Here is a 19977-nt window from a genome sequence, read left to right as displayed (position 1 = left end):
ACCAATTCGGGCCTGTCGCACAGCGCATCGGTAGTGTCACGGGATGGCCAATAGCTTCGAAGTGGATCTGGAGCAGTTAGAGCGCGACGTCGCGCAGCTGCTGACGGCAGCGGGTTTTCCTCGCATGGCCCTGGAGAAGACCAGCGGATTCGATCTCATGCGACACCTCGGAGCGATCCGGGTGCGCTGGGCCGTTGACCCGACGTTCGACGCGATGACTCTGGATCTTGATCCGGATCACCCGATGACCCGTTTTGAACTCGATGTGGTGAACGCCACACTGAGTGCTTTCGTCGAGATCCTCGTGAAGGCGGGCTACACGGTGACCACTCGCCTGCCCGACCATCTAGGGGTCCCCGTAGCGAACAGCGAAAATCCAACGGATATGGATCTGACCTGCGGTTAGTGGGTTCAGCGTGGTGGGGTGCCACCGGAATACGGCAGAAACGGGCCGCGGGTTGGGGTGCCAGTAAGACTCGCGCCACAGGTACACGTGATCGTATTGAGCCTGTTCGTCGGCTCCTGCTGCTGACCGGATCGATCCGACAGGCTGCGCGTTGGCCGGTATCGCCCTGGCCTCCACCTGCACCAACGCAATCGCGTGCACCTGTGGCGCGAGTCTTACCGACACTCCGACATGGTGCGGGTGAGAAGTCGCTGCCAGGCTCGACCGGGTGACGATCCAGAACGCCTGCCGCTGCCGGTCACCATCGAAAGCGATGCAAAGCGCCCTTGGAACGATCCATATGCGGCTGCTCAGGAACCGGCCTAGCATCCCGGAAACGACCGCCGCCGCGAAGGGCCACAACGCGACGGCGGTCTGTTGTGCCATCCAGTCAGGCAACCGAAGGAGCAACGTGACGATTCTAGTGACAGGTGCGACCGGGAACATCGGTCGCCGTGTAGTGGATCAGCTGGTGGGTGCCGGTCAGCGGGTGCGGGCCATGACCCGCGACCCGCGGGCTGCGCGCCTCACCGACGGGGTCGAGGTGGTGTACGGGGATTTCGAGCGGCCTGAGACCTGGCCGGACGTGCTGGACGAAATCGAGCGCGTCTACCTGTTCCCCTTCGCCTATGTCGCCTCAGAGCCCGGGGCCGGGTTCGTCGAACAGGCGGCAAAGGCGGGTGTTCGCAGGTTCGTGGTGCACTCCGCCGCAGCTGCTGGATTCGCCCCCGGTGACGAGCCGGGTGACCGGAGCCTCAGCCCCCTGCGGCGCCACCTCGCCGACGAACGGCAGGCTCATCGGGAGCTGGAGCTGATGGTGGAGGCCACCGATGCCGAATGGACCCATGTGCGACCGGGGCTGCTCGCGGTCAACGCCCTTGGATGGGCGGAGCGGATCCGCGCCGAGCTGGTGGTGCGTGAACCGTACGGCACCGCCGGATATCCGCTGGTCCACGAGGCCGACATCGCCGAGGTGGCGGTCGCGGCACTGCTGGGCGACTCCCACGTCGGCGCCGCGTACACGATCACCGGTCCGGCGAAGATCTCGCAGGCCGAGCAGGTGAAGGCGATCGGAGCGGCGATCGGGGAAGAGATCCGCTTCGAGGAACTGACACCGGAGCAGGCCCGCGAGCAGTGGCTTCAGGACGGTTACCCGCCGGAGATGGCCGACTGGCGGATCGAGTTGCTGGCCGCGGCAGTCGACGGGCCGGGATCGCTCCCGCCGACCACCACCTTCCAGCAGATCACCGGACGCCCCGCGCGTACCTTCGCGCGGTGGGCCCTCGACCACGCGGCGGACTTCCGTCCGGCCCGACGTACGAAGAAGGCGGCATGACGATCCTGGTGACCGGAGCGACCGGTCTGGTGGGCCGGGAGGTTGTCGGCCAACTACTGAAGACGGGCCACGATGTGCGCGCACTCACCCGCCGGCCCGCAGCCGCCGGGCTGCCCGAAGGGACCACGGTGGTCGAGGGCGACCTGGAGCGGCCCGAATCACTGCGGGCCGCCCTGCGAGGCGTCGAGCGGATGTACCTGTTCCCCGTTTCGCACGCGGTCTCCGGCGTCGTCGCGATGGCGAAGCGGGCCGGCGTCCGGCAGGTGGTGGTCCTGTCCGGAGCGGAGGCCGACAACGACGCGTTCGGGAGCGGCTACCAGGTCGTCGAACGGGCAGTGGAGGAGTCCGGGCTGGAGTGGACGCACCTGCGGCCAGGTGAGTTCGCGGGCAACTGGCTGGACTGGGCGGAGAGGGTGCGTACCGAGCGGGTGGTACGCCGGCCCTACGGCGGCGCGGTGACCCAGCCCACCCACGAGGCCGACGTCGCCGCGGTGGCCGCCACGATCCTGGCCGAGGACGGCCATGCGGGCATGACGTACACCTTCGCCGGACCCGAGGCACTTACCGTGGCCGAGCAGGTGAAGGCGATCGGGGTGGCGATTGGTCAGGAGATCCGATTCGAGGAACAGGATCCGACAGAGGCCCGCGACAAGTGGATTCAGGATGGTTATCCGGCGGAGGTCGTCGACTGGCTGTTCGGAATGTGGGCGGAGTCCGCACGCGACCCCGCACCCGTCGACGAGGAGCGAGCCGCCGTCGTACAGCGTCTCACCGGCCGTCCCGGTCGCACCTTCGCGCGGTGGGCGGCGGATCATGCGGCGGACTTCAAACAGCCCATCCCATAGAAAGGGCCATTTTTAAACCGATCTGAAGAGGGCCGATGAGATCCCGTCCGATCACCTCGATCGGACGGGATCGATCTCGTCTGTGCTCGGCGACCGCTGCAGGCACGTCGGCCAGCTTTGAAAAGTACCCCAGCCGCTGGTAGGCCTTTAACCACACCAGCGAGGACATCAAGTGCTGATCATCCTGCGTCTCGCCGCGGGCCCACTTCACCTCGTCAGTCTATGAAGTGAAGACCTCCGCCAGTTCCCGCGCCGACACAGCCCGTGTGAACCTCGGATACACCGTCCGGTCGATCGACGCCACCTGAACTCCCGTCAATCACCACCAACCAGCGCGAACCTCAGGATTCCAATGACCGCTGATCAAGACCGTGGCCCGTTTCTGTCGTATTCCGGTGACACCCCTGATGGGGCGAGGATGCCGGTGATCTCGGCCACGGCCTCGCCGCCGGGGCGGGTGTAGCGCATGGCGGTGCGGGGGTTCTTGTGGCGGGTCTTGGCCATGATGAGTTGGAGCGGCACCTTCTGCTCGCCCAGGTGGGTGGCGGCCGAATGGCGCAGCTGGTGCGGGTCGAGGCCGAGATGCCGCTCCATGAGCACGCGCACCCGGTCGTAGCCCAAACGGGGCCGCCCGGTGTGGGGGCAGATGTGCTTGGGTCCGGGACGCCGGGCGGGGACAGGGCGCCGGTCGGCGAGGAACAGCGGGCCGCGCATTCGGACAGGCCCGTCGGGCAGTCGGAGAAGGCGGGGTAGGAGGCGGGCGGTGCCGGCGTCCCAGTACACCCACTCAATGTCGCCGCCCTTGGACCGCAGCGGCGCGCGCCGGTTCTCCAGGTCCAGGTCCTCGACGTTCAACGAGAGGACTTCGGAGGCGCGGGCGGCGGTCTCGTACAGCATCCGGTAGAGCGTCTTGTCCCGCAGCGGGAGGTCGCGCCGAGACAGCAGCCGCTCCAGCTTGGTCTTGGCGACGGCCTTGGTGTGGTCGACGCTCTCGCGGCGACGTTCGGCGTCGGCAGGGACCGACGGCGCCGCCCATCTCTTTTTGGTGGCGCACCAGGTGAGCCAGGAGGAGACGGCGGCGCGGTTGCGGTTCCAGGTGGCCGGCGCGCATCCGCCCCACAAGATGGTGAGGGCATCGCCGATCTCGGTGTCGGCGACGTCGGCCAGGAGCCGCTCGCGGCCGCCGACCGCGGCGATGATCCGGTCGACCGCCGAGGCGTAGGCGCGGCGGGTGTTGTCGTTGGCGACCCGGTGGGTGGACAGGAATTCGTCGGCCGCGTCGCCGAGGTTGATCGCGTCGCCGCGCCGCGCGGTGACCTTCCGAGCGGCGGTCGCGCTCATCGCACGCCATCCGGCGCGGGAGCGATGTACCGAATAACGTACCCAAGTCGCGCATCAGCCCCGACGGCGGATCCCCAGCTCGGACGTGATCGCCCAGCGCTCATGTACGTGATAATAGTCCATTATCACGTACATGAGGCTCACGGAGGACAATGCGCCAGGTCAGGGGTTAAGCAAGAAGGTGGTGCTGGCCTCGTTCACCAGTGTCGGGCGCAGTGGCCGCCATCCGTCGTCGAGCTTGGCGGTCTCGCCTTCGATGTCGGCCTCGATGAATCCGAAGAAGTTGATGTTCTCTCGGTGGTCGGGTGCGATGAACGACAGCAGCTCGTCGGGGACCTCGCGGCCCTGCTCGCGCAGCTCCTTGATGCCCATTGCGTAGTACTCCGTCGACGGCGTTGGTGAGGATGGTCAGACACCAGGACTGCTCGGTCTGGTCGGTCAGGTGGGGCCGGACGATCGTGCCTTGCTGGGCGTAGTGCAGGTCCCGGCGCAGCGCGTGCAAGCTCTCGCCCTTGTTGAGCTGCCGGGAGATCTTCCGCCGGTACACGGGGTCTGACAGGTACCGGGCGGCATGGATCGTGCGGCGGATGCGCCCCCATTCCTTGATCGCCGCTGCGAGAGTGTTCTGCCGTGAGGCCGCCGACCACTTCCCGACCACCAGGGACGCGGTCGCCTCCCCGAACTTCAGCGATCCGGCCATCCGCAGCATGTCGTCCCAGGTGGCGCGGATCAGATCCTCGTTCCACCGGTCGGCCAGCAAAGGTCCGGCGTGCGGGTAGAGGGCGTTGGTGGCGGTCGGGTTGTCGACCCGCTGCATCGTGATCTTCCCCAGATCGCGGATCCGCGGGGTCAGCGCCTTGCCGACGAGGTCGAACAGCCCGAAGTTCACGAGCGTGGCGCCGTGGGTGTCGGTCGCGTGCTCGTGGATCGGCAGGTCGGTCTCGTTGCCGAGCAGCTCGTCCAGGGTGTAGTTAGCCTCGCGGGTGGTGGGGACGATCTGCTTGGTGCCGTAGGTGGACCACTGATCGGAGACATGGGTGTAGGTCGACAAGACCTTTCCCCCGTGGATGTTCATGTCACGGCCGGTCAACGACTTGCCGCGGATGGGGAAGCGCTGGCCGTCGGAGGAGGACATGGTGCCGCCACCGAACTTCCCGGCCAGCTCCAGCTGGTAGTGGTGGTTGACCAGCACCGTGTTGGCCCCGCGCAGCGTCTCCTCCCGCACGTACCACTCCTGGGTCCAGGCGAGGGTGTCGTAGGAGACGCCGCAGGCCTCCGACATCCGGGTCAGTCCGAGGTTGGTGGCGCCGGCGATGAGCACCGCGAGGATGTTGCGGCGGGTCTCCACTGACAGGTTGATCTTCCGGCCGTCGGCATGGGTGAAGCAGTCCAGGAACTTCGTGCGGACGTCCAGCTCGATCAGCAGCGAGGCGATCGGCACGAACGGCAACATCCCCGCCAGCTCTTCGCGCAGCGCCTTGGCCTCGGCGGGGATGTCCTCGGCCGACAGCGGCGGGATGACCAGCCGACCTTCCTCGTCCAGGCGGACCGCGCCCACGTCGTTCGGAGCGGCGTTCGCCAGGGTCTCCTCCAGTTCCTCCAACGCCTGGTGGAATTCTTCCCTGACCTGGTCGATCGCCTCGGACGCGGTGGCGGCCTTGCGGACCAGCTGGCAGAACTCCGCCCGCTTGCCCTCCCACTGCTGCGGGGTGAACAGGTAGGTGCCCGGGTCGGCGTACCGGCGCGAGCCGGGCACGAACACATCTCCGGAGCGGAGCCCGTCTCGCAGGGCGAGTACCACGCACAGCTCCCAGTAGTGCCGAAACGCCGTGTCATCACCAGCCTTACGGGCCTTGGCCAGGTAGTCGGCGTACCGAGCCGGAACGAACGACGTCGGCGCCTCGGCCGGGACCTTGCGCCCGTGGGTGCGGTTCAGTTCCTTCAAAATCATCAACGCGGTCATCAGATCCTGGCGCCGGGCCCACCCTGAAAATCGATCACCGACAGCACCCTCGGAGTGAAGCGGCGCATGTAGGTGTAGGAAGCCTCCAGCGCCGCCAGCCGCCCGTGGTCGTGGGGCAACGGCTTCCACGACACCGAGGCGACCTCGCGGAGCTTGTCGAGTCCGATCTGGTCGCGTAGCAGACCGCCGACCTCCTTGTCCGGGATGCCCGGGTCGTTCAGCACCGGCAAGATCACATCCATCAGCAGCTGACGGGCCTCGCCCCTCTTGGCCCGCTCCGCCAGGGCCTCGTCAGTCTTGGCCTTCGCGTGGGACTCGCGCGCCGATACCGCCTGGTCGAACAAGGCGATGTCCTCGTCCAGCTGGTCGACCGCCGACTGCGCGACCAGCGAAAGCAAGATCGGGTAGCGGCGCTCCTCCCGCCGTTCCAAGCCCTGCACCGTGGATCGGCGGGCCACCGTGGCCAGGAAGCGGCGCCGCTCCCGGGGCAGCATTGACAGGTCCAGCTGGTGGGCGTCCATCCCCCGCAGATACAGCAGCTTGTCGACCGACACCCCGATCGCCGGGACACTCGCCTCCACCGCCGGCGTCGTCAGCCACCGCAGCCGGGACGTCCCGATCTCCGGATCATCCAGCAGCAAACCGTCCAGGTCGGCCGCCGGGCTGTCGTCGGCGACGGTGTCGAGGCTGACGTCTCAGTGGACCGACGATCACAAGGCGTTCCAGAAGCACGATGTGTCGGCGACCGACTTCGTCTACGTCTGGGCCGACGGCGTGCACTTGAAGGTCAGGTTGGACCAGGCCAAGGCGTGCGTGCTGGTCCTGGTAGGCGTCCGAGCCGACGGCAGCAAAGAGCTGATAGCCCTGGATGAGGGTTATCGGAAGTCGTCGGAGTCGTGGGCGAACCTGCTGCGCGACTGCGCCCGACGCGGGATGCGCGCCCCGCATCTTGCCGTCGGCGACGGCGCCTTGGGCTTCTGGAAGGCGCTGCGCGAGGTGTTCCCCGAGACCAAGGAACAGCGCTGCTGGGTGCATAAAACCGCGAATGTGCTGGACTGCCTGCCGAAGTCGGCGCAGCCGGCGGCCAAGGCCGCGATCGCAGACATCTACAACGCCGAGGACAAAGACCAGGCCGCCAAGGCCATCAAGACATTCGAGCGGCAGTACGGGGCGAAGTTCCCCAAGGCCGTCAAGAAGATCGTCGACGATGCGGACGTGCTGCTGGCGTTCTACGACTACCCGGCCGAACACTGGATTCACCTGCGCACTACGAACCCGATTGAGTCGACATTCTCCACCGTCCGGCTGCGCACCAGGGTCACCCGTGGTGCCGGCTCCCGGGCGGCAGCCCTGGCGATGACGTTCAAGCTCATCGAGTCCGCCCAGCAGCGCTGGCGCTCGGTCAACGCGCCTCACCTGGTTGCTTTGGTGCGTGCCGGAGCCCGCTTCGAACGTGGCGTACTCGTCGAGCGCGACGAGGTCACCGCAGCATGACCGGCCCCACCGAACGCCCGCTGCTCTTCCTCGATGTCGACGGGCCGCTTCTCCCGTTCGGTGAGAACCCGCGGCGCGAAGCACGAGATATCTCGCCGGACTCGCACCTGGCGCGGCTGACCGCTGAGGTGGGGCGTCGGCTGGTCGCGCTGCCCTGCGAACTCGTCTGGGCCACGACCTGGGAAGACGAGGCGAACGCCGAGATAGCACCTCGGATCGGGCTGCCACAACTGCCGGTCGTGAACTGGCCGGAGTCATCCGACGAGGACGTACGCCAAGACCGATGGTTCGGACTCTGCTGGAAGACCCGGACCTTGGTGATCTGGGCGGCCGGACGCCCCTTCGCCTGGGTCGACGATGAGATCACCGATGCCGATCGAGACTGGGTCGCCGCGCACCATAGCGGCCGAGCTCTCCTGCATCACGTGGAGTCATTCCGGGGATTCGCCGACGAAGACTTCGCAGTCCTCGACCAATGGCTTCGAGCTCTGTAAATCACGCAATCCACAGGATTTGACAATTGCTCTGCGACCCCTCGTAGAGGCGATGAGGACAGCGTGCCCAGACTTCTTAGCTATCTACTAGCGAATGTGGGCAGGAGTCGCGAGATAGCCGCCGACTCAGCGCCTAACCTGTCCGACAACGATGAGCTTCTGCCGGCCTGGAAGCCCCGTGCAGCGACGGACATCAGCGTCCGACGGGACCATCTTTTCATCGGCCGCGTTTCCGCCAAGCTGAACACGGTCTCCATCAAGAAAGTTCCCGACACCCTTGACGTCCACGCCGCGACGACCATCGACGACTACCGGTTCGGTGCCAGGCGGCCAGATGGGAATGTTGATGCCGTCGCCCGCCTGCAGAACCACACATTTGCTCGCCGCGTGGTAGACGAGCCGACTCTCGATCCCCACCGCGCCAGTGTCTCCGCCGGTGTGCACCAGGATAACCGGATCACTGCCGATTGCCTGGATCCACCCGGAAGTGGCCGAGCAGGCGGCGACCGCCGAGCAGAGCAGCAGGGCCACGCCCTTTTTCCAATATATGGAAACCATATTCGAGTCCAGATCATCAATATGAGAGAATGGCCCAGCGGCAAAGCTGGGCCATTCAGATTACGGCTTTCTGGTCAGCAGGTGGGACACGTCCATACGTTCCAGGCGGTCCCAAGCCCGTCTGTATCGTTGATGCGGTCAGTAGCGACGAACATAGTCGTCGTTCTAGCTGACGAGGTAATTCCCCAAGCAGTATTACCGTACCAAAGCGGTCCGCCGCTGTCACCTCCCTGAGCGATTGGGGGAGGGGACCCATCGAATATCACATCGATGCCGCCGAACCAGTCTCCGGACATACCGGTCATGCGATAGGTGACATCCGAGTCAAAGATAGTCCCGCAGTTGTATTCGCCGTCCGTGGTGTGACTCGTCCGGCCGAAGAAGCAAACGCGGGAACCTTCAACGGGACTCGTGCCGTTGGCGGTCACATATCGTGGCCGGTTGAGCGCAGCGTAAAAAGTTCGGGTGAACGTGAGATTCACCGATCCCGACTGGACCAGCCGAGAGAAGTCGTATTGTCGGCTTGCATTCTGAGTGAAGCCGAGAGTAGTTCGGTTTGAGGTATAGTTCGGATGATTGAAATAGAACCAGTACTGATCGCCGGAGAGTTCCCAGCAATGCCGCGCGCTGGTGGCGGAGTGGTAGCCGTCGGAACGGATCAGGTTGAAGGCGCTGGTGCAGTTAAAGACCGTTCCGGTGGTGCCGCTTGCGAGAATTCCGCCACCGCGGAGGTAGGGGTCATCGGCTGCGGCGCTGGCCTTCTGACCAACGGCTGCGGCACTGGCCTTTTGACCAACGAGCGTGACGGGACGAAGGTTCAGGTCGTCGCTGACTTTGATCTCGATGCGCATCCGGGGGTTGACCGGAGGCTGCAGCTGCAGGGCGGAGAGCACAGCGCCGCGCTGCCCGGGATCCTTTAGACCCTTCTGTGGCTCGACCTCGAAGTGAATGACGCCGGTTTCGATGTCATATTTACCCACATAGGCAGCCACCTCGGCACGTTTGCCGAGTTCCTTGGAGCTTGACTCGAGCGTCTCCCGCAACTCCTTTTTGGAGAAACCCTTGTCACCTATCAGTTCGACTTCACCCGGCAGCGTCCTGGCTAGCTGGAGCGCCAGTTCTGGAATCTTCCCTTTGAACCCGATTCTCGCCGTACGACCGTCATTGAGAAGGCTGGTGCCGGATGCCTCATCCGGGAAGGCGCTCTCCAATTTGTTGTGCACCGCCTGCAGAGGGGCCTGCCAGGCATATCTGTTGATGGCCTCAGCATGAGGGATGCCCTCGTCCTCGGCGACTTGGCCGAGGTCGATGAGTTCCTCGATTCGAATACCGTCGATCTTGACCGGCGGATAATAGGCCGGGCCGTCCGGCTGGTCGGCTACCTCAGACGGGTTAGCTGCTGCGAGATCGCGCGCGTACTTCTCCAGGGCCGGCCTGAGGTCGACGTCAGCGCTCTTTGCTTCCGCGACGAGGCGGTTGATAGTGGATCGCTCGGGCTTCGGCTGGCTCTCACGCGTAAGGGTGACTCGATGGGTTCCGTTCGGGAGTTTATTCGCTTGAATTCCACCGACCGATGGCACTGGCTCCGTATTTGCTACGGCTAGCTCAGGCGTAAGCGTTAACGTGAGGACGGAGACCATCACTAGGGCTAATTGTGCTCTCAAGCATCTCTCCATAACGGGACGACATAATTAATTGACACCATTAATTACTGGGAGTCAACATGATCGTATCATTGACCTTAATACCCTGCAATACCAAAATTTTCCGAAAAATTACCAGAGATGGCTGACTCGGCTCGGAAGCAGGCTGCAATCACGTTGTCTGGTGAACCGTGCTGAGACATCCGATGGGCGGGGTGCGTCAAGTCGGTCCGGAGTGGCCGCCGACGCGATCGGCGAGTTGTGGGCGCGGCGGGATGCGCGTCGGTGGTTGCTCCGGCGCGCGGGAGTCTAGGGGGCTGCGAAGCTCCCAGCGGTAACGGTGATCAGATGGTGTGGCTCAACCGTGGGCCGGCCGTTGCGGGCTGCTGGAGGGTGGGGAACGCGGTGTGTTCTTGGTAGCTCTGGCGGGTGATCAGGCAGTGAAACAGGCAGCCCAGGAAGCGGTTGTAGAGATTACGCAGGGCGGTGGCGTGGTGGTCCGTGGTGTTTGCGCCGGGCTACGGGGAGAACCTCAGTCCCCGTTTCGCATCCGGCGAGGAGACTCCACGGACGATCGCTGAGCAGAGGGTTGCTCTTGCCGAGCTAGGGCTTGACGCGACCATCCTCACGGGGCCAGGTGACGGCTGTTCGTCACGGCAGGCGCTGGAGCAGGACGTCGCCGAGGGGCGAATCGAGCGCGTCATGAGCTTCGACGAGAACAAGCCCATCTGACCTGACGTCGGGATCTATACGCGAGGGTGCGCTTCTGCGGCGGTACTCCAGTCGTACGGGAGCGTCATCGCGAGCATGGCGTCCTCCCTGCCCTCGACGGCCGACGCGTGCTCTTCGAGCGCCGCTCGCGGTAGCCGCCGCGGTCCGGTGCCGGAGGGCAGCCCTTCGACCACGGTGATGAACGCGTCGTCCCAGCCGTAGAGCACGACGTCGCTGCCCTGTGTTCTGCGGGCCGAGGAGCCTGCGTCGTCGGCTCGGGCGAACCGGGCCTCGCTGTGTTCGCCGGCCGTCTCCAGCTCGGCTTCGGTCTGGGCCCGGGTGCCGATCCATTCGGGGGCGTCATCGGTCGCCGACCAGATCACATAGATCTCCCGATCCGGCGCGACCTTGATCAGGTGAGACGCCATCACAACCCCCTTTTGCCGGCCAGTGATGGGCCGTCACGTCCCAAAGTACCGTCGGGGTGGGCGGACGGCTTACTGTTCCGCTTCGCCAGCTGATCGTTCGCGGTGGAACGGGGTCAGGTTCCGGGTTCGGCGGGCGAAGCCAGCTTCTGTCGCAGCGAAGCGGGCGTCCACGACGGGTCCGGCCCGGCGGGGGGCGGGGCGCCGTTCTCGTTGAGGACGTCGGCGATCTCCTCCAGCGTGTGGCCTGCTTCGACGAGGGCGGTTATCTCGCGGACGATGTCGGCGGGGTCGCGTCGGCGGAGGTCGGGGTGTCGGTCGCCATATGACCACGGTAGCCCGGCACCGGGTGCGTTTGACGATTGTTGACACTCGGCGCCGTGCTCAGGTCTTCTGCGCGTGGCCGCAACCGGTCGTACCACTCTGCGGATCATCCGTCGCCTGGGATTGGCGCTGCCTACGCTGAATGCGACAGATCCCCCAGAAGAGAGGTGATCACGATGGGTCATGCGTGGAGCGGCCAAGTGCCGCGTCTTCGCCTGGTCAACGCCGAGGTGAGCGCGGAGCCGTCGACGGCCGGGGCCCCGTTTTTCCTGGACTTTTCCGGCTGAGGGCGTCCGCAGATGGGCTGTGACCTGGGACACAACATAGCGAACATGTCTGGGAAGTTGCTAGGGCGCGTATCGAGTCGTGATCAGCTAGTGGTCCGGGTGAGGTGCTTGACCCAGATCATTGAGGCGCGCAGATGGAGGCCGGCGAGGTAGCTGGCTGGGGTCTTGTCGTATCGGGTGGCGACGCCTCGCCAGGCCTTGAGCTTGTTGATCAGGCGCTCGATGGTGTTTCTCTCCTTGTAGAGGCCAGCGTCGTGACTGACAGGCCGACCGCCCGCGGAGCCCTTCTTCTTCCGGTTGGCGGCCTGGTCTCTCTTCTGCGGAATCACTGCTTTGATACCGCGTCTGCGCAGGTGGACCCGGTTGCCGCGGGAGGAGTAGGCCTTGTCGGCGGCAACCGCGTCCGGCCGGGTGCGGGGGCGCCCGACGGGGACGCGCACCCGTACCCTCCCCAGCACGGGGATGAACTGCGGGCTGTCGGCGGCCTGACCCGCGGTCAGCACGAACGCCAGTGGACGGCACCTACGGTCGGCGGCCAGGTGAACCTTGCTGGTCTGCCCGCCCCTGGAACGTCCCAGCAGGGCGGCCTTCAGCCGGAGTTTTCGCCGACGCCGGACGCGCCGTCGCTCTTCCCGCTCGGGATCGATCTCGGCGTCCTGTCCGTCTTGTTCTTCGCCACTGCCCCTTTTGACCTGACCTTCTCCGCCTCGGCAGCTGCCTTCTCCAACACGCCGAGGACGTCCTGGCTCAGGTGCATCCCGGCGGCGTCGTGGTGTGCACGCGCGATGGTGGAGTCGACGCTGACCAGGGACAGATCCACCTCACCCCGCTTGGCCGTTTCCGCGATCAGGCCCTCCAGCAGCGCCTCGAGGACGCCGGCGTCACGCCATTGCCGGAAGCGGTTGTGGACAGTGGACCAGGCACCGAACTCCTGCGGCATCTCCCGCCACTGTCCGCCGGTCCTGAACCGCCAGATCACCCCCTCGAACTGCTGCCGTAACCGCTCGGGATACGGGCCGTACTCGCCGATCGGCAGGTACGGCCCGATGAACTCCCACTCCGCGTCCGTCAGTTGCACTCGCGTCACGGAACAAGGCCTACCGATCCGGGCCTCACCGCGAGAGCGAATCGACAGATTGATCACGACCCAATACGCGCCCTAGTTCGGCCCTCTGGGCAGCCTGGTTGACCTGGGACGATACGAAATCAAGGAGGACGCGGCATGCGCCCCCTCGCCACCGTTTCATACGGTAAGCGCATTCCCATGAGCTATGTGAACATGATGAGCGACCTTCTAACTTGCAGGAATGCGCTTACCGTACGAAACGATTTCGTTGCGATCCCACTCCTGTTCCCCGCGCATACTGACGGCCTCACTGCTGTCACATCACTGCAGGTAAAAGACGGATTTTTAAATTTTTACTGACCTCTAAAGACGTTAAGGTTGCCCGTTTTCCGTAACGCTCAGTAAGGAAAGATCACCTACTCCTGACGGCTACACAATTCTCACTAATGATCTTAAACATCGCAGGGTCGTTATGGAGTCCTTTATGTTTAGGTGCCCGGTAGATGATCACCAATCCGGTGGCACCGGGAATGAAGATAAAGGAGTGTTTTGCCTCCCTTCAAAACTGTCTCCCGCTCAGCGATCGGCCTGTTGGCGGCCACTGTGCTGTGCGGGCTGACCGTTCCTTCCGCCTACGCCGCCCCACCTGAGCCGTCAGCTCCTGCTGCCCCCGCCTCGCAGTTGGCGCAGGCCCTCGACGCCGCCAGGGTGCAGGGCAAACCAGTGGAGATCGAAGCCACCCGCACCGAGAACACCACCCTTCACGCTCTGCCCAACGGGACATTCCGAGCGGAGATCTACGCCGGTCCGATCCGCGTCAAGCAGAACAACCAGCTGGTGGCCGTCGACACGACCCTGATCAACGACAACGGGACGTTGCGGCCCAAGGCTGCCAAGGGGGGCGTCAGCTTCTCCACTGGTGGAAAACAGCCGCTGGTCACCGTCACCGATGGTGCTGCCACCCGGCTCATTGGCTGGGACAAGCCTCTGCCCGCCCCCGAGGTCACCGGCAGTAAAGCCGTCTACCGGGGCGTCGTAGCCGGCGGCGATCTGGTGCTGGAGGCCCTTCCCGAAGGATTCAGCCAGCAGGTCGTGCTGTACCGGCGTCCAGACGAGCCGGTACGCCTGACGATGCCCCTCACATTGCCGAAGGGCGTGAAGTACGCCCAGAGCGCCAAGGGCGCGCTACGCGTGACCGGCCCGGACGGTGACGTAGTGGCCACGGCCGCGCCGATGTACCTGCAAGACGCCGCGGCGGCGGCCCTTCCGGACGCAGGCCGCCAAGCCGCCGTCGCGAGCACGGTGAGCCAAACCGGAACTACCGCCGCACTGCAGATCCAGGCCGATGAACGCTTCTTCGCCGATTCGACCGTGCAATATCCGGTGACCTTGTCCACCAGCGAGTGGGTCGGTGCCGGGCTGAAGGTCGACACCTTCGTCAGCAGCGACTACCCCGCCTCCCAGACCGCAGCCACCTGGCTGCATGTCGGCAAGTTCGGCAATGGTGCCAAGACCGCACGCAGCTACATCCGCTTCAATGTCGGCCGGGCACTGCACGGCGCCACCATTCTCAACGCCGACCTGCGCCTGACGAGCTACAAGTCCAACGCGTGCGGCACCTCGGTCGGCTCCGGAGTCCAGGTTCGCCGCGTCACCGGCGACTGGGCCCCCTCCGCCCTCACCCTGAGCAACCAGCCACCGACGACCACCGAAGACGCCATCACCGTCAGGCACGGCTATGGGGCACCTGACTGCGCCGAGAACCTGATCACCTACTCCGTCGAAGAGATCGTCAAAGACTGGGTTGGCGGCGCGGCCGACTACGGCTTCCAACTGCGCTCGGCCAACGAGACCGAGACGACGAACTGGCGCATGTACCGGTCTGCGGAAAGCGGGACCACCGGGCCGGCACTGTTCATTGACTTCACCAACCCCTCTCCTGCCGACGTTGAAGTGTCGGTCACCGACGAGAGCGGTTCGATCCCCTTGGACGGCCAGGAGTTCGCCTACGACCAGCTGTATGACCAGCCCAGCGTGCTGGAAACCGACCTTAACCAACTCCATGCCACCGGAGTGCTCTCTGACGCCGTAGAGATCCCCGGTGAAGCCACTGGCGAGGATTGGCCTCAAGAGTCCAGCCCCACCGATCCGCCGATCGAGGCTCCTCAGCCGGAGGAGCCCATGGACGAGGCCACCTCGGCCGAGGCCACCCCGGCCGACGCCATGAGCGCTGCAGCAAATAGCGAGCGTCACAAGTTGCTGTTCACGTGGAAAGAGCGCGACGGCAAGAAGGTCAACTACCGTCAGGGGTTCTACACGGCGTACGACGGTTTCGGTGACGTGAAGATCCGCCAGAAGCACAACCTGAACATGCGGGCAGTACGCGCCACCACCCAAAGCAAGATGCCCGGCGGCAAACGCCAGCAACTGCAGGTCCCCTCCCGGTGGGAGTACGACACGATCGCCTACGAGGTCAAATGCAGCGGCATGCTGTGGTGGCGTACGTGCAAAAAGCACAGTTCCAAGCGAGTACGGGTAGTCGTTTCCTACGCAACCGACCCGGACGCGTATGTGGGAACCTTCGGTGTCGTCACCGCTTTCTGCGTGGGTGTGACCCGATGCCCCAGCTACGTGAAGAACGCCGTTAACATTCGCTGAACCCAGTAGGGATCTCTTCAGGACATGCGGAGGGTGATGTGCGTATCGGTGACACCGTCCAGGTTCAGCGAACCTGCGGGCTGCTCGGGCAGGTGCAAGCCGTCCAGCGGTTCAACGCCGAAGCCGGACTGTGCTTCACCCGCATCGGGCTCACTGGCGACAGCGCCTCGCTGGTCGTGGAACACCCCGACCACCCGCCGCTGCATCTGGAGGTGGACTACGACGTCTCCCGGCAGGCTCTGCGCGCGCTCCTGAGCGCGCAGGGCCTGCCGGCCCGTCCCGAACCGGCCGATTATGACTACACCGTGGTCACACCCCGCCCGCACGGCCCTGCTCTGATCCGCCACGGGTACGTTCTCTACGAGCTCTGCGACACCAGCGCGTGGACCGACTACCACGAGGGCCGCTCCTGGCAGGGCGAACTGACCGACATCGTCTATGAACCCGCCGGTACCGACCTGCTCATACGTCTCGACGGTATGCCTTGGCGTGTGACGGTGAAACTCTCCGTCCACGAGCTGGGCGACCTGGTCGGCGCCGCTTACAACGTGGTCGACCGCATCAGTGCTCTGATAGAGACGCCTTCGGCGGCGCAACGTGAGCAGATGCATCACGGCGAGGTGCTCACATAAGGGATACAGCCTTCGGGAAAAGCAGCGCGAGGATAGGTCTGCCACTTCCCCTCAGAAGCGGTGTGAGCTACACGGAGGAGCACACGTCACGCTCATCTGGGAGCCCACCTGCGCAGCCAGCGAAGAGGACTTATACGAAGCCCCGGACTATGATCCGGATGTTGACGGTGAGTGATGGCCACCTGCGACTTCCTCGTCACGGCACCTGATGATCAATACACCGGGCTGTGAGACCTCGCGGCCCGGCACGAGCAGGACCCAGACATCGGCTGCGGTATGGACCGACACCCCTGGCCTCTTAGAGCGCCTAACAGAATGAGTTCTGCTGTGCTTTGATCTCTCGCTGTAGCGACGGTGAGAGGGGTGGGCAGGTGGCGCGGCTGAAGCCGTGGGAGGTCAGTGACGAGTTGTGGGCGGTCATCGAACCGCTGCTGCCCAAACATCAGCGTCGAGCCCGTTGGCCAGGACGTAAGCGGCTGGATGACCGCCTTGCTCTGCAGGGCATCTTGTTCATACTGCACACCGGCATCGCCTGGGAGCATCTGCCCCAGGAACTGGGGTACGGCTCGGGCATGACGTGCTGGCGGCGGCTGAAGGAGTGGAACCAGGCAGGTGTCTGGCAACGCCTGCACGAGGTGCTTCTGGCCAGGCTGCGTGCGGCCGACGCGCTTGACCTCTCCCGGGCCGCGGTGGACTCCTCCCACGTCAGAGCCCTAAAAGGGGGGCGCAGACCGGGCCGTCCCCGGTCGATCGAGGACGGGCCGGCAGCAAGCACCACCTGATCACCGACGCCACCGGCATCCCGCTGGCCGTCATCCTCACCGGCGGCAACCGCAACGATGTCACCCAGTTGGTGCCGTTGCTGGAGGCGATCCCATGGGCGTGGGGCACGGCACAAACTCCTGAAGCGCGTCAGGCAGCGGTTCCCGCACGTTCGTCGAGGCCAGCACGGGAATGGGCAAGGGCATCGTATGCGGGCCAGGTCAGCGCTCCGTGGAGGACGGCCAAGACGACATCCAGGAAGCGGCTCACCGGCGAACGCCGTCCCTCCGGGACAGCCGTGGCGGGCAGCAGGTGAGCGCGCCCATCGGCCAGGGGTATGCTTCTGGGCTTCCTTCTCCTGAGGGGTGCGCCCGTTCACCGGCGGCGAGGGTGAGGTGTTGCTGACGTTCGAGGTTTCCCAGCGGCGGGGACGCCAACCGTTTCACCAGAGATCGGCGATCTGGCCGTCGGGCTCCAGCCCGAACCGCAACAGATTTCTCGCTCCCGCCTCGTCGTCGGCCCACTGTCGCATCTCGGCCAGGCGTTGCAGTGCGAAAGGGTGTCCGGCGTCGACGACCAGCCGTTGGAGCCGCTCGGCCTCCTTGCGATCTCCGGCCTTTCCCCGCATCCAGATCAGGTGTTGCAGGCAGGAAGGTTCTCCGAGCTCGACGGCGTCGCGGGCCAGCCCTTCGGCCTTCTCCCGCTCTCCGGCCTTCTCCCACTGTCGGACCAGAAGCTGCATCTGGGAGGGGTATCCGGCATCGAATACGGCGGTGGCCAGCCGCTCGACCCCCTCCCGATCTCCGGCCTCCTCCCGCATCTGGACCAAAACAGCCAGCGCGAAGGAGTACCCGGCCTTGGCGGTAGCGAAGGCCAGCCGTTCAGCCTCCTGCCGATTGCCGGCCGTCTCCTTTATCTGGACCAGCTCTTGCAGCGTATAGAGCTCTCTAGCGGGGGTGGTGTGTGGCCACAGGGCGAAGGCGTGGCGGTAGCGGCCCCGGCGGTGCGCGGCATCAGCCATGATGGCGCGGTCCGCAGCGGTGGCATGGCGGGCGGCGCTTTCCCAGAAGCTGGCCGGGGGACACTCCCAGCGGCGTTCGCGGGAGCCGTGTTGTTCGAGGTAGTCGGCCAGCCGGTAGGACACCTCACCGCTGTGCGGGATCGCGGCGGGGGAGGTCGTCAGGCCTGGGCGGGAGCGGATTCGCGCCAGCGGCGGCCGGGCCCCACGGCACGACCGCGCATCGGTGAGGTAGGCGAAGGACTGCTCCAGCCAATCGTCGTCCAGCAGATCCTCCTGTCCGTCACTGAGATATCCGGTGGCGGCTTCCTCCAGAAACAGGCGCGGCAGGATCGGGCCGTGGCCCAGGCGGCGCGCGTCGAACGCCGCGTTCAGTACCGCGTGGGCCTCGGCGCTCGCGGTGCGGTAGCGCTCGATCAGCGCGGGCACGCCCGCTAGATACTGCGTCAGCTGTCCGCCTGGCGCCCGGATCATGGCTTCGGTCAGCCGTAGGTCCACTCGCACGCTGTTTGTAACTGCGTCCGCGGTTATGAGGTTCTCGGCGGTGAACGCCGCGGGGACCTCCAGCGCCTTCCCGGTCAGCAGTGTCCGCGCCCCGGCGTGCGGGTCCGCGGCGCCCGGGGCGGGGACAGCGGTCAGCGCCGCCCAATACGGTGGCCACAACGTGCCCAGCACCAGCACCGGGCCCCGCCCCGGAGTGCGCAACAGCTCCCGCAACCCGGCCGCGACCTGTTCCCCGGCTGGATCGCCGGGGGTGCTGAGATAGTGCTGGAGCTCGTTCAGCCACACCACCGTGTATGGCTTCACCGCCTCCAGGCCGGCCAGCGTGGCTTGTGCCCACCCGGGGTTGATCGGATGCCACAACCGCCACGGCTCACCCAGCTGGCGGACCGCTTCCCAGCAGGCGCGGGTCTTACCGGTCGAGGACCCGCCGACCAGTACCACCATCCGGCTGCGCCCACGGGCCCGCGACTCGGCCACCACGGCGGCCAGCTTCGCGTCATGGGCGCGGGAAATGTAGACGGGCAATGTGCTTCGGTCGAGCCTGGCCCCGCCGCCCAAGGCGACCCTGACCGTGATCGTGTCGATCGCCGGATGCACCCCTAGCGCGATCGGGTCCACCTGCTCGATCGGCCACCCCAGCCCGCCGTCGGCTGGGGCGTGTGCACCATCATGCGGGCCGTCGCCGGGTACCGGGCGGCGGGTAGGGCGTCCACCGCGGTTGGCATGGCGCGCCCGCTGCGCCCGCGCGCGTTGCGCCTCCCACCAGATCGGCGCCATCACTGGCGGGTGGCCGCGCCGGGAGGCCTTGGGCTGCAGGTAGGTGACCAGGAACTCCACCACCCGGGGCGAGGAGGGGATGCTCACCCCGCCCAGCCAGTCGCTCAACGAGGACTTCCCGATCGGCACCGGCGGCTTCTGGGCAGCGGCCCGGCGGATCAGCTCGGCGTAGGTCGGCCTGCCCGCCCGCTCATACAACTGCGCCAGCGCCCGGGAAAACCCCGGCTCCTCATCATCCAGCGTGGACGGGGCGGGGGGAGGGACGGGCACCGGGCGGCTCCTCGCGTGAACGTCGAACGTCCGGTGAACGATCCGGACCGGACCCCCACCGAAATACTCACTTCCCCGATGCCCACCAGCCTAGAGACCCGCCCGCACCCGGCAGGGGCAATCGCCGGAAACCGGCCGAACCGCTGCGGTTGCCCCCATCCGCCCCAGCCCCTCTCCCCGGCCAGGGCCCAACCCCCTCAGGAGGGTCTCACGTGAACGTCCTCACCGGCCTGCTGCCCGCCGCGACCGCGCTCGGCGCCGGAGGCCTGCTGTACGGCCTCACCATCACCGCCCTGGCCGCCACGTCGGTGTTCGCCCGCACCCCTGCCCGCCGCCGCGATGCCCGCGCCACCCTCACCCTGCTGCTGCACCGCCCACCGGCCGCCCCCGCTTCCCCTGCCGCGGCGAAGATAGAGGCATGACG

17 protein-coding genes and 3 pseudogenes are annotated in these 19977 nt (G+C 65.8%); 10 read left to right on the top strand and 10 right to left on the bottom strand.

Annotated features, from left to right (window positions below):
- Positions 1-43 precede the first annotated feature (43 nt).
- From ABT053_RS37285 to ABT053_RS37275, 3 genes are all read left to right on the top strand, one after another.
- Positions 44-406, top strand: coding sequence for a hypothetical protein (locus tag ABT053_RS37285; protein WP_350975765.1), 363 nt, complete (start codon positions 44-46; stop codon positions 404-406).
- A 268-nt stretch (positions 407-674) separates the two neighbouring features.
- Positions 675-1781 (top strand): NAD(P)H-binding protein, encoded by a 1107-nt coding sequence (locus ABT053_RS37280; RefSeq protein ID WP_350975763.1) that lies wholly within the window; start codon positions 675-677, stop codon positions 1779-1781.
- On the top strand, positions 1778-2626 hold the full coding sequence (locus tag ABT053_RS37275) for an NAD(P)H-binding protein (protein ID WP_350975762.1): 849 nt from the start codon (positions 1778-1780) through the stop codon (positions 2624-2626). Before ABT053_RS37280 ends, ABT053_RS37275 begins: the two co-directional genes overlap by 4 nt.
- Here ABT053_RS37275 and ABT053_RS37270 read toward each other — a convergent pair.
- From ABT053_RS37270 to ABT053_RS37255, 4 genes are all read right to left on the bottom strand, one after another.
- Complete coding sequence (locus ABT053_RS37270) at positions 2607-2837, bottom strand: hypothetical protein (protein WP_350975761.1); 231 nt, start codon at positions 2835-2837, stop codon at positions 2607-2609. The genes ABT053_RS37275 and ABT053_RS37270 overlap by 20 nt on opposite strands.
- 152 nt (positions 2838-2989) lie before the next feature.
- Positions 2990-3967 carry a tyrosine-type recombinase/integrase gene (locus ABT053_RS37265; RefSeq protein WP_350975760.1) on the bottom strand — a complete coding sequence of 326 codons (978 nt, stop codon included), beginning with the start codon at positions 3965-3967 and terminating at the stop codon, positions 2990-2992.
- Between the two features lie 169 nt (positions 3968-4136).
- Positions 4137-5918, bottom strand: coding sequence for a Tn3 family transposase (locus tag ABT053_RS37260; RefSeq protein ID WP_350975758.1), 1782 nt, complete (start codon positions 5916-5918; stop codon positions 4137-4139).
- Positions 5919-5929: 11 nt separating this feature from the next.
- Positions 5930-6511: a hypothetical protein gene (locus ABT053_RS37255; RefSeq protein WP_350975756.1), complete on the bottom strand. Its 582-nt coding sequence runs from the start codon at positions 6509-6511 to the stop codon at positions 5930-5932.
- A gap of 70 nt (positions 6512-6581) precedes the next feature.
- Between ABT053_RS37255 and ABT053_RS37250 the strand changes: the two are divergent.
- Positions 6582-7424, top strand: a pseudogene (locus tag ABT053_RS37250) (IS256 family transposase); the annotation flags it as partial.
- Positions 7421-7918, top strand: coding sequence for an HAD domain-containing protein (locus ABT053_RS37245; protein WP_350975754.1), 498 nt, complete (start codon positions 7421-7423; stop codon positions 7916-7918). The pseudogene ABT053_RS37250 and the gene ABT053_RS37245, both read left to right, overlap by 4 nt.
- Before the next feature lie 126 nt (positions 7919-8044).
- Here the strand turns inward: ABT053_RS37245 and ABT053_RS37240 are convergent, their stop codons facing one another.
- Positions 8045-8449, bottom strand: coding sequence for a hypothetical protein (locus ABT053_RS37240; RefSeq protein WP_350975752.1), 405 nt, complete (start codon positions 8447-8449; stop codon positions 8045-8047).
- A gap of 101 nt (positions 8450-8550) precedes the next feature.
- Positions 8551-10056 (bottom strand): chymotrypsin family serine protease, encoded by a 1506-nt coding sequence (locus ABT053_RS37235; protein WP_350975751.1) that lies wholly within the window; start codon positions 10054-10056, stop codon positions 8551-8553.
- Positions 10057-10620: 564 nt separating this feature from the next.
- Between ABT053_RS37235 and ABT053_RS37230 the strand changes: the two genes are divergently transcribed.
- Positions 10621-10851 carry a hypothetical protein gene (locus ABT053_RS37230; protein ID WP_350975750.1) on the top strand — a complete coding sequence of 77 codons (231 nt, stop codon included), beginning with the start codon at positions 10621-10623 and terminating at the stop codon, positions 10849-10851.
- 14 nt (positions 10852-10865) lie between these two features.
- Here the strand turns inward: ABT053_RS37230 and ABT053_RS37225 are convergent, their stop codons facing one another.
- The 3 genes and pseudogenes from ABT053_RS37225 to ABT053_RS37215 form a co-directional block, all read right to left on the bottom strand.
- A complete protein-coding gene (locus ABT053_RS37225; RefSeq protein ID WP_350975748.1) occupies positions 10866-11258 on the bottom strand; it encodes a hypothetical protein in 393 nt (130 codons plus the stop codon).
- 113 nt (positions 11259-11371) lie between these two features.
- Positions 11372-11689 carry a recombinase family protein gene (locus ABT053_RS37220; RefSeq protein WP_350975747.1) on the bottom strand — a complete coding sequence of 106 codons (318 nt, stop codon included), beginning with the start codon at positions 11687-11689 and terminating at the stop codon, positions 11372-11374.
- A 260-nt stretch (positions 11690-11949) separates the two neighbouring features.
- Positions 11950-12953: pseudogene (locus ABT053_RS37215) on the bottom strand (IS5 family transposase).
- 528 nt (positions 12954-13481) lie between these two features.
- Between ABT053_RS37215 and ABT053_RS37210 the strand changes: the two are divergent.
- The 3 genes and pseudogenes from ABT053_RS37210 to ABT053_RS37200 all read left to right on the top strand — a co-directional run.
- On the top strand, positions 13482-15590 hold the full coding sequence (locus ABT053_RS37210; protein ID WP_350975745.1) for a DNRLRE domain-containing protein: 2109 nt from the start codon (positions 13482-13484) through the stop codon (positions 15588-15590).
- Positions 15591-15628: 38 nt separating this feature from the next.
- Complete coding sequence (locus tag ABT053_RS37205) at positions 15629-16222, top strand: hypothetical protein (protein WP_350975744.1); 594 nt, start codon at positions 15629-15631, stop codon at positions 16220-16222.
- 380 nt (positions 16223-16602) lie between these two features.
- Positions 16603-17205, top strand: a pseudogene (locus ABT053_RS37200) (IS5 family transposase); the annotation flags it as partial.
- Between the two features lie 221 nt (positions 17206-17426).
- On the opposite strand, the gene ABT053_RS37195 reads toward ABT053_RS37200, so the two are convergent.
- Positions 17427-19553: a hypothetical protein gene (locus ABT053_RS37195; RefSeq protein WP_350975743.1), complete on the bottom strand. Its 2127-nt coding sequence runs from the start codon at positions 19551-19553 to the stop codon at positions 17427-17429.
- Positions 19554-19765: 212 nt separating this feature from the next.
- Between ABT053_RS37195 and ABT053_RS37190 the strand changes: the two genes are divergently transcribed.
- Positions 19766-19975, top strand: coding sequence for a hypothetical protein (locus ABT053_RS37190; protein WP_350975742.1), 210 nt, complete (start codon positions 19766-19768; stop codon positions 19973-19975).
- The last annotated feature ends 2 nt before the right edge of the window (positions 19976-19977 follow it).

The sequence above is a fragment of the Streptosporangium sp. NPDC002524 genome (assembly GCF_040295985.1).
In the GTDB taxonomy this organism is placed as follows: Bacteria; Actinomycetota; Actinomycetes; order Streptosporangiales; family Streptosporangiaceae; genus Streptosporangium.
This window is presented reverse-complemented; position numbering and strand designations above follow the sequence as displayed.

Bases quoted from the DNA above. Each gene is read 5' to 3' on its own strand.
- ABT053_RS37285 (WP_350975765.1), top strand. From the start codon at position 44: ATGGCCAATAGCTTCGAAGTGGATCTGGAGCAGTTAGAGCGCGACGTC.
- ABT053_RS37275 (WP_350975762.1), top strand. From the start codon at position 1,778: ATGACGATCCTGGTGACCGGAGCGACCGGTCTGGTGGGCCGGGAGGTT.
- ABT053_RS37265 (WP_350975760.1), bottom strand. From the start codon at position 3,967: ATGAGCGCGACCGCCGCTCGGAAGGTCACCGCGCGGCGCGGCGACGCG.
- ABT053_RS37260 (WP_350975758.1), bottom strand. From the start codon at position 5,918: ATGATTTTGAAGGAACTGAACCGCACCCACGGGCGCAAGGTCCCGGCC.
- ABT053_RS37245 (WP_350975754.1), top strand. From the start codon at position 7,421: ATGACCGGCCCCACCGAACGCCCGCTGCTCTTCCTCGATGTCGACGGG.
- ABT053_RS37225 (WP_350975748.1), bottom strand. From the start codon at position 11,258: ATGGCGTCTCACCTGATCAAGGTCGCGCCGGATCGGGAGATCTATGTG.
- ABT053_RS37220 (WP_350975747.1), bottom strand. From the start codon at position 11,689: ATGATCCGCAGAGTGGTACGACCGGTTGCGGCCACGCGCAGAAGACCT.